The sequence below is a fragment of the Streptomyces sp. NPDC057654 genome (assembly GCF_042800135.1).
Classification (GTDB): Bacteria; Actinomycetota; Actinomycetes; order Streptomycetales; family Streptomycetaceae; genus Streptomyces.
Genome location: NZ_JBHVHQ010000328.1, coordinates 1 through 8,613 on the forward strand (window position 1 = coordinate 1; position 8,613 = coordinate 8,613).

Annotated in this window: 5 protein-coding genes and 1 pseudogene; all 6 read right to left on the reverse strand. The window is 73.1% G+C overall.

All coding sequences use genetic code 11. The features are described 5' to 3' along the window. Window positions 1-142: 142 nt before the first annotated feature. On the reverse strand, window positions 143-1,678 hold the full coding sequence (gene hflX, locus ACFU99_RS23090) for a GTPase HflX (RefSeq protein WP_384394896.1): 1,536 nt from the start codon (window positions 1,676-1,678) through the stop codon (window positions 143-145). 115 nt (window positions 1,679-1,793) lie between these two features. Beyond that, window positions 1,794-3,302 carry a M1 family metallopeptidase gene (locus ACFU99_RS23095; RefSeq protein ID WP_384394898.1) on the reverse strand — a complete coding sequence of 503 codons (1,509 nt, stop codon included), beginning with the start codon at window positions 3,300-3,302 and terminating at the stop codon, window positions 1,794-1,796. A gap of 105 nt (window positions 3,303-3,407) precedes the next feature. Continuing rightward, window positions 3,408-5,561, reverse strand: coding sequence for a RelA/SpoT family protein (locus tag ACFU99_RS23100; protein ID WP_384394900.1), 2,154 nt, complete (start codon window positions 5,559-5,561; stop codon window positions 3,408-3,410). Window positions 5,562-5,800: 239 nt separating this feature from the next. Then, window positions 5,801-6,694 (reverse strand): diaminopimelate epimerase, encoded by an 894-nt coding sequence (dapF, locus tag ACFU99_RS23105; protein WP_384394902.1) that lies wholly within the window; start codon window positions 6,692-6,694, stop codon window positions 5,801-5,803. 62 nt (window positions 6,695-6,756) lie between these two features. Next, window positions 6,757-7,239, reverse strand: coding sequence for a hypothetical protein (locus tag ACFU99_RS23110; RefSeq protein ID WP_384394904.1), 483 nt, complete (start codon window positions 7,237-7,239; stop codon window positions 6,757-6,759). Between the two features lie 117 nt (window positions 7,240-7,356). Continuing rightward, a pseudogene (gene miaA, locus ACFU99_RS23115) lies at window positions 7,357-8,295 on the reverse strand (tRNA (adenosine(37)-N6)-dimethylallyltransferase MiaA). Window positions 8,296-8,613 lie beyond the last annotated feature (318 nt).

An 8,613-nucleotide genomic window follows, 5' to 3' on the forward strand; every position in this document is an offset into this window, starting at 1 on the left:
GACCGCTGACCACTCAGCGATCCAAGAGGAGCCCGGCCCCAACACCGTTGGGGCCGGGCTCCTTTCCCGTCTGAGGCCCGTACGAGACCCGTATGAGACCCGTACGAGACCCGAAAACGAAACTCGTACGAGCAGAGTCGAGCTACGCCGAAGCAGGCACGTACGGCTGGAGATCGGCGGCCAGCTCGTCATGGACCCGCGCCTTCAACAGCGTGCCCGTCTCCGTGTGCTCCTCGGAGATGACCTCGCCGTCCGCGTGCGCCCGCGCGACCAGCGCCCCGTGCGTGTACGGCACGAGCGCCTCGATCTCGACCTCGGGCCTCGGCAGCTGCTCGTCGATGAGCGCGAGCAGCCGCTCGATGCCCTCGCCCGTGCGCGCCGACACCGCGATGGCGTGCTTCTCGATGCGCAGCAGCCGCTGGAGGGCGACCGGGTCGGCCGCGTCCGCCTTGTTGATCACCACGATCTCGGGCACGTCCACCGCGCCGACGTCGCGGATCACCTCGCGTACGGCGGCGAGCTGCTCGTCCGGCGCGGGGTGCGAGCCGTCCACCACGTGCAGGATCAGGTCGGAGTCGCCGACCTCCTCCATCGTGGAGCGGAACGCCTCGACGAGGTGGTGCGGCAGATGCCGGACGAAGCCGACGGTGTCGGCCAGCGTGTACAGCCGCCCGCTGGGCGTCTCGGCCCGGCGCACGGTCGGGTCCAACGTGGCGAACAGCGCGTTCTCCACCAGGACGCCCGCGCCCGTCAGCCGGTTGAGCAGCGAGGACTTGCCCGCGTTGGTGTAACCGGCGATGGCCACGGACGGCACCTTGTTGCGCCGTCGCTCCTGCCGCTTGATGTCACGGCCGGTCTTCATGTCCGCGATCTCCCGGCGCATCTTCGCCATCTTCTCGCGGATGCGGCGCCGGTCGGTCTCGATCTTGGTCTCACCGGGACCGCGGGTGGCCATGCCGCCGCCGGAGCCCGATGATCCGCCGCCGCCCATCTGCCGGGACAGCGACTGGCCCCAGCCGCGCAGCCTGGGCAGCATGTACTGCATCTGGGCGAGCGCGACCTGCGCCTTGCCCTCTCGGGACTTGGCGTGCTGGGCGAAGATGTCGAGGATCAGGGCGGTGCGGTCGACCACCTTGACCTTGACGACGTCTTCGAGGTGGATGAGCTGGCCGGGGCTCAGCTCACCGTCGCACACGACGGTGTCCGCCCCGCTTTCGAGCACGATGTCGCGCAGTTCCTGGGCCTTGCCCGAACCGATGTACGTGGCCGGGTCGGGCTTGTCGCGGCGCTGCACGACGCCGTCGAGTACGAGCGCGCCCGCCGTCTCCGCGAGGGCCGCCAGCTCCGCGAGGGAGTTGTCCGCGTCCTGTGCGGTGCCGGACGTCCAGACGCCGACCAGCACCACGCGCTCCAGGCGCAGCTGCCGGTACTCGACCTCGGTGACGTCCTCCAGCTCGGTGGAGAGTCCGGCGACGCGGCGCAGCGCGGCCCGCTCGGAGCGGTCGTACTGGTCGCCGTCGCGCTCCCCGTCGATCTCGTGGCTCCAGGCGACGTCCTCTTCCATCAGGGCGTCGGCCCGAAGGCTCTCCGGGAGGCTCTGCCGGTTCTGCGCGTCCTGGGCGTCGTACGCGTCCTGGCGGTCCTGCCGGTCCTGGGGAAGGGAAGAAGAGGAGGTCATTTGATCCTTTACGTGTAGGGAATCTCAACTGTCACAACGTGCGGGAGGCCCGGTGGATTCCCGGGACCGGCCGCTTCGCCGACGTCATCGATGGTCCCACGCCGGACCGGGGGCGTCACGCGGGTTTACGGGCGGCCTTCCAGCCGGGGTGGCCGGGCATGGGAGGGGTCTTCGCCCCGTACAGCCAGGGGTGCAGGAATCCGCTGAGATCGCGCCCGGCGGTCCGGGAGGCGAGGGCGGTGAAGTCGGCCGTGGAGGCGTCGGAGTCGCGGTGCTGCGCGACCCAGGACCGTTCCAGCCGGGCGAAGGCGGGCGCGCCGATCTCCTGGCGCAGCGCGTAGAGGACGAGCGCGCTGCCGTCGTAGACGATCGGGCGGAAGATGCTGATCTTCTTGCCGGGGGCGGATGCCTTGGGGGCGGCGGGCGGGCCGCCCGCGGCGCGCCAGGCGTCCGAGTTGGCGTACGCGGCGCGCATCCGCGCGGTCAGCGACTTCTTGGCCTTCTCCTGGGCGTACAGCGCCTCGTACCAGGTGGCGTGGGATTCGTTGAGCCAGACGTCGGCCCAGCGGCGCGGGCTGACGCTGTCGCCGAACCACTGGTGCGCCAGCTCGTGGACCATGAGCGAGTCGACGTACCAGGCGGGGTAGGCGGAGGCGTCGGTGAACAGCCGCCGTTCGAAGAGGGACAGCGTCTGGGTCTCCAGCTCGAAGCCGGTGTTCGCGTCGGCGATCAGCACGCCGTACGTCTCGAAGGGGTACCGCCCCACCTTCCCCTCCAGCCACGCCAGCTGCTCCGTCGTCCGCGCCAGCCGCTTCCCCAGCCATTTCCGGTCGGCTGCGGGCACCACGTCCCGTACGGGCAGTCCGTGCGGCCCCGTGCGGCGCAGGACGGCGGAGCGGCCGATGGAGACCTGGGTGAGCTCGGTGGCGATGGGGTGCGCCGAGGTGTACGTCCAGGTGGTGGCCCCGCCCCGGGTCGTACGTCCGGCCGGGAGCCCGTTCGCGACGACCGTGAGGTCCTTGGGAGCGGTGACGTGGAAGGTGAAGAGCGCCTTGTCGGAGGGGTGGTCGTTGCAGGGGAAGACCTGGTGGGCGACGTCGGCCTGGTTGGCCATGGCCAGCCCGTCGCGGGTGCGCACCCAGCCGCCGTTCGCGCCGCCGCGCGGGTCGCTGGTGTGCCGGACGGTGATGCGCAGGTGCTCGCCGGGCCGTACGGGGCGGGCGGGCGTCACGACGAGGTCCTCGCCGGCGGTGGCGAAGCGGGCGGGGCTGCCGCCGACGTCCACGGAGCGCACGGTGCCGTGCGAGAAGTCCAGGTTGAGGGTGCGCTGCCAGTCGGTGGCGCGGGCGTCGATGGTGGTGACGGCGTCCAGCGGCCGGTCGTTGCCGTGGTAGTCGAAGGAGATGTCGTAGGCGGCGACGTCGTATCCGGGGTTGCCGAGCCCCGGGAAGAGCGGGTCGCCGATCCCCCGTTGGGGCTCGGAAGCCGGTGTCCCGGAGAGCGGGTTCGCGGCCGCGACGAGGGCGGCCATGGCGGCTGCGGTGAGGAGCGTACGGGCGGTGCGGCGCGCCGGGGCGCGTGCTCCCTGCGGCTTCGGGGCGCGTTCCCCGGCTGTGTGCGGCATGGATCAACCGGTACCAGCGCGCGGGCCGCGGCCGTGGGCGGCGCGGCATGATCCCACCCGTACGAGCGCGCCGGACGGACCGCCTTGCCGCCCGAGGGCTTCCCCCTACGGCCCGGCCGCCGCCACCTGTCGCACCGCGCGCGTCACGTCGTAGACCCCGGCCACCCGGCGCATGGCCCGCATCAGCTCCGGCAGCTGCGCGGCGGCGGGCAGTTGGAGCGTGTACGTATGACGGACCCGCTGTTCGCGGGGGGCCTCGACGGCGGCAGAGACGACGGCCGCGCCCGCCGCCGCGATGGCCTCGGTGAGGTCGGCGAGCAGATGCGGGCGGCTGAAGGACTCGGCGCGGAGGGTGACGCGGTAGCCGTGGCTCTCCTCGTCCCGCGCCCCGGCCCAGCGCACGCCCACAGGGGCGCGCCCGGTGGCGGACATGCGGCCGACGGCCGGGCAGTGCGCGCGGTGCACGGTGACGACTCCGCCGCGGACGGCGAAGCCGGTGATCTCGTCCGGCGGTACGGGCGTGCAGCACCCCGCGAGCCGCACGGCGGCGTCTCCCCCGGAGGTGACGGCGGCGGGGCGGCTCACCGGCCGCCGCTCCCCGTCGGCGGGCCGGTCCTCGCCCTCGGCGCCCGGCCGGGACTGGCGGCCGCCGGGCCGCACCGACGGCACGCGCGGGGCGATCGGGTCCGGCGCCGGGTGGGCGGCCAGCCAGCCCCCGATGGCGATCCGCGCGGCGGGCGTACGGGCGTGCCCCAGCCAGTCCGGGGAGGGCCCGGAGGAGGCGTCGCGGGACATCAGCAGGTGCAGGGTGTCGCCGTCGCGCAGGACCGTGCCGAGCGTCGCCAGGCGGCCGTTGACGCGCGCGCCGATGCACGCGTGGGCGGCCTCGCCGTGCTGCGCGTACGCGGCGTCCACACAGCTCGCGCCGTCCGGCAGGCCGAGCGTGCCGCCGTCCGCCCGGAAGACCGTGACCTCGCGGTCCTGGGCGAGGTCCGCGCGGAGCGAGGTCCAGAAGGTGTCGGGGTCGGGGGTGGCGCGCTGCCAGTCGAGGAGGCGGGAGAGCCAGCCGGGGCGGGTGGGGTCCTCGCGCTCGCCGTCCGGCGCCGGGCGGGCGGGTCCCTCGGCCGCGGCGTAGGGGTTGCCCAGGGCGATCACTCCGGTCTCGGCGACCCGGTGCATCTGGTGTGTGCGGATGAGGACTTCGGCGACCTCGCCGCCGGGCCCGGCGACCGCGGTGTGCAGGGACTGGTAGAGGTTGAACTTCGGTACCGCGATGAAGTCCTTGAACTCGGAGACGACCGGCGTGAAGCAGGTGTGCAGCTCGCCGAGCACGCCGTAGCAGTCGGCGTCCTCCGTCACGAGGACGAGCACCCGCCCGAAGTCGGCGCCGGTCAGCTGGCCGCGGCCGAGCAGCACCCGGTGCACGGAGACGAAGTGCCGGGGCCGGACGTGGACTTCCGCCGCGATGCCCGCCTCGCGCAGCACGGCCCGCAGGCCGGAGGCGGTGGCCTCCAGGGGGTCTTCGCGTGCCGCGTGGGCGGTGACCAGGTCGCGGGTGCGGGCGTACTCCTCGGGGTGCAGGATCGCGAAGACCAGATCCTCCAACTCGCTTTTCAGCGCCTGCACGCCGAGCCGTTCGGCGAGCGGGATGAGGACGTCGCGGGTGACGCGCGCGATACGGGCCTGCTTCTCGGGGCGCATCACCCCGAGGGTGCGCATGTTGTGCAGCCGGTCGGCGAGCTTGATGGACATGACGCGCACGTCGTTTCCGGTGGCGACGAGCATCTTGCGGAACGTCTCCGGCTCGGCCGCCGCTCCGTAGTCGACCTTCTCCAGTTTGGTGACGCCGTCGACCAGATAGCGCACCTCCTCGCCGAACTGCTCCCGCACCTGATCGAGCGTCACCTCGGTGTCCTCGACCGTGTCGTGGAGCAGGGAGGCGGTCAAGGTGGTGGTCTCCGCGCCGAGTTCGGCGAGGATGAGGGTCACGGCCAGCGGGTGGGTGATGTACGGCTCGCCGCTCTTGCGCGTCTGGCCGCGGTGCGAGGACTCGGCGAGCACGTACGCCTGGCGCAGCACGTCGAGATCGGCGCCGGGATGGTGGCCGCGGTGCGCCTTGGCGACGTGGTCGATGGCGTCGGGCAGCCCGTCGCGCGACCCGGGTCCGCTGAGCGCCGCGCGCCCGAGCCGTCTCAGATCGATGCGGGGGCGGCCGCGCCTGCGGCCGGGAGCGGCGTGGTTCGTGGCCTCTGCGCCCATGCGCACCTCCGGCAGCGTCGACCGGCGGTCGGCTGGCGCCTCCGGGCCGGTGATTGATGCTACCGACCCCATCACGCACCGCTCACCGGCTCTCGCCCAGAGTGAAACGGATCACCCATTCGAGCGAACAAGTGGTGCGCCCGGTGTTGTTCGCCTGTTACACGGGCGCGGTCCGGTGCGGCGCGGACGGGGAAAAGGCTCGTGGAGGGGGAGAAGGGCTCGCGGAGAGGAGAAGGGCTTCAGGAGGCGAGCGCCGAGTCCAGCCAGGCCGGGTCGAGGAACCCCTCGGCGACGATCACAGCGGGGCCGGTCATCTCGATGGTCCCGTCCGGGTTCTCGGCGATCAGCAGCCGGCCGCCCGGCAGGTCCACGGTGTACGTGACGGGGAGGCCGGTGACGTACGGGTCGACGCCGTCGCGGCGGGCGGCGGCGACCATGACGGCGCACGCGCCCGTACCGCAGGACCGGGTCTCGCCGGAGCCGCGCTCGTGCACGCGCATCTCGACGTGGCGCGGGCCCCGGTCGACGACGAACTCGACGTTGGCGCCGTCCGGGTAGGCGGCGGCCGGACTGACGACGGGGGCGGTGAACAGGTCGCCCGCCTCGGCGAGATCGCCGATGAAGGAGATCGCGTGCGGGTTGCCCATGTTCACGTTGCGGGCGGGCCAGCGAAGGTCCCCGACCGCCACGGTGACATCGCCCTCCGGGAGCCGCGCGGCGCCCATGCCCACGGTGACGTCGCCGAAACCGCCGTCGGCGTCGTCCTTGGCGATGTGCACCTCGCGCACGCCCGCGCGCGTGGCGACGGCGAGGTCGCCCGCCCCGACGAGACCGGCGCGCTGAAGGTAGCGCGCGAAGACGCGCACGCCGTTGCCGCACATCTCGGCGACGGATCCGTCGCTGTTGCGGTAGTCCATGAACCACTCGGCGTCGTCCGCCATCTGCCGCGCCTCGGGGTGCGCCGCGGACCGTACGACCCGCAGCACGCCGTCCGCGCCGATGCCGGCCCGCCGGTCGCACAGCCGGGCGACGGCCGCCGGGGACAGTTCCAGCTGTCCGTCGGGGTCGGGGAGGATCACGAAGTCGTTCTCGGTTCCGTGTCCCTTGAGGAAGGCGATCCCTGTGGTGCTCACATGTCGATGGTAAGGGCTTCGAGGGCCTTTATCGCAGCCGGGCGATCGACGGCTCCGGGCCCTTATCGCAGCCGGGCGACGCGCCAGACGGCCAGCGAGACCAGGGCCACGGCGACGGCCGCGTACAGCGCCACGTACCGCCAGTCGGGGCGGCGGCCGGAGCCGCGGGGCGGCAGGCCCGGCCAGGTGTAGCCGACGCGGCGGGCGGCCATCACGCCCCAGCCGGCCGCGCAGCAGCTGATGAGCAGCCCGAGCATGGCGACCACGCGGCCGCCGTCGCCGAACTCGAAGGCGAGCGGGAAGGCGAACATCAGCGAGCCGAGGGTCGCGAGCATGACGATCGGGGCGAGCTGCCAGATCCGCAGCCGACGCTGGGGGCGCAGATCGCGGAACGCCTCCGGGGCGGCGCCGGTCCCTTCCTCGGGGCCGTCGTCGGCCACGGCTCCGGGCCCGTCGTCGGCGATCGGGCCGGGGCCGTCCGGAGCGGGCGCCCCCGGCTCGTTCCTCGGCTGCGGCTGCGGTCTGTCGCGAGGGCCGGCCTCCATCGCCACGCGCCCTCCCAACTCGGATTTCACGGCTCTTTACAGCTCGATCGGAGCTCGATGATGGCACGCTCGCGGAGGCCGCAAGGCCGCCCGGAGCGTCCCGATGCCATCACGTGATCAGGCTGTGACCGTCCGTTCGACCAACGCCAACGCGTGCCTTTCCAGTTCCGCCTGCCGGCCGGCCGCGCCGCTGAGCCAGTGGACCCTCGGATCACGCCGGAACCACGAGTCCTGGCGGCGTGCGAAGCGCTTGGTGGCCCGTACGGTCTCGGCGCGCGCCGCCTCCTCGGCGCACTCACCCGCGAGGTGCGCGAGCACCTGCTGGTAGCCGAGGGCGCGGGAGGCGGTGCGGCCCTCGCGCAGCCCGGCGCGCTCCAGCTCCCGCACCTCGTCCACGAGCCCGGCCTCCCACATGCGGTCGACGCGCAGCGCGATCCGCTCGTCCAGTTCGGGCCGCTCCACGTCGACGCCGATCTGGAGCGTGTCGTACTGCGCCTCGTGGCCGGGGAGGTTCGCGGTGAAGGGGCGGCCGGTGATCTCGATGACCTCCAGGGCGCGCACGATGCGCCGTCCGTTGCCGGGCAGGATGGCGCGGGCGGCCGCGGGGTCGGCGGCGGCCAGCCGGGCGTGCAGCGCCCCGGAGCCGTCCCGCTCCAGCTCGTCCTCCAGCCGGGCCCGTACCGCCGGGTCGGTGCCGGGGAAGTCCAGTACGTCGATCGCGCCCTTGATGTAGAGGCCGGAGCCGCCGACGAGGACCGGGGTGCGGCCCTCGGCGAGCAGCCGGTCGATCTCGGCGCGGGCCAGCCGCTGGTACTCGGCGACGCTGGCCGCCTCCTTCACGTCCCAGATGTCGAGGAGCCGGTGGACCACCCCCTAGCGCTCGTCGACCGTCAGCTTGGCCGTGCCGATGTCCATGCCGCGGTAGAGCTGCATGGAGTCGGCGTTGACGACCTCGCCGCCGAGCCGGCGGGCGATGGCGACGCCCAGATCGGACTTGCCCGCCGCGGTGGGACCGACGACTGCGATGACCCGCGGTGCGGGAACTGCGCTGTTCACCGGGTCAGTCTCGCAAACCTCGGGCCCGCTCCTCGAATGAGCTACGTGACGCGGTGCTGTCGGGTTCGTTGCCTGTTGCGAGGTTCCGACAGCCGGTTTACGGGCCGGTGCCCCGGTGACGTCGTAAGGGGACGCTCAGGGCCACGCGGGATTTCGCCCACACGAGTAAGGTTATGGAGCAGATATGGGCGTGTTTTCAAGGTTTCGCCGGAAGTCGGCCGAGGCGTCGACCGAGGAGGCCGCCGCGGCCACTCTGACGGCGGAGCCTGCGGCTTCGGCGGAGCCCGCCGAACCGGCCGAAGCGGCGGAGCCCGCCGA

What these genes read in the sequence shown, in the direction of transcription:
- hflX (WP_384394896.1), bottom strand. Translation starts at nt 1,678, where the DNA reads ATGACCTCCTCTTCTTCCCTTCCCCAGGACCGGCAGGACCGCCAGGAC.
- ACFU99_RS23095 (WP_384394898.1), bottom strand. Translation starts at nt 3,302, where the DNA reads ATGCCGCACACAGCCGGGGAACGCGCCCCGAAGCCGCAGGGAGCACGC.
- ACFU99_RS23100 (WP_384394900.1), bottom strand. Translation starts at nt 5,561, where the DNA reads ATGGGCGCAGAGGCCACGAACCACGCCGCTCCCGGCCGCAGGCGCGGC.
- ACFU99_RS23110 (WP_384394904.1), bottom strand. Translation starts at nt 7,239, where the DNA reads ATGGAGGCCGGCCCTCGCGACAGACCGCAGCCGCAGCCGAGGAACGAG.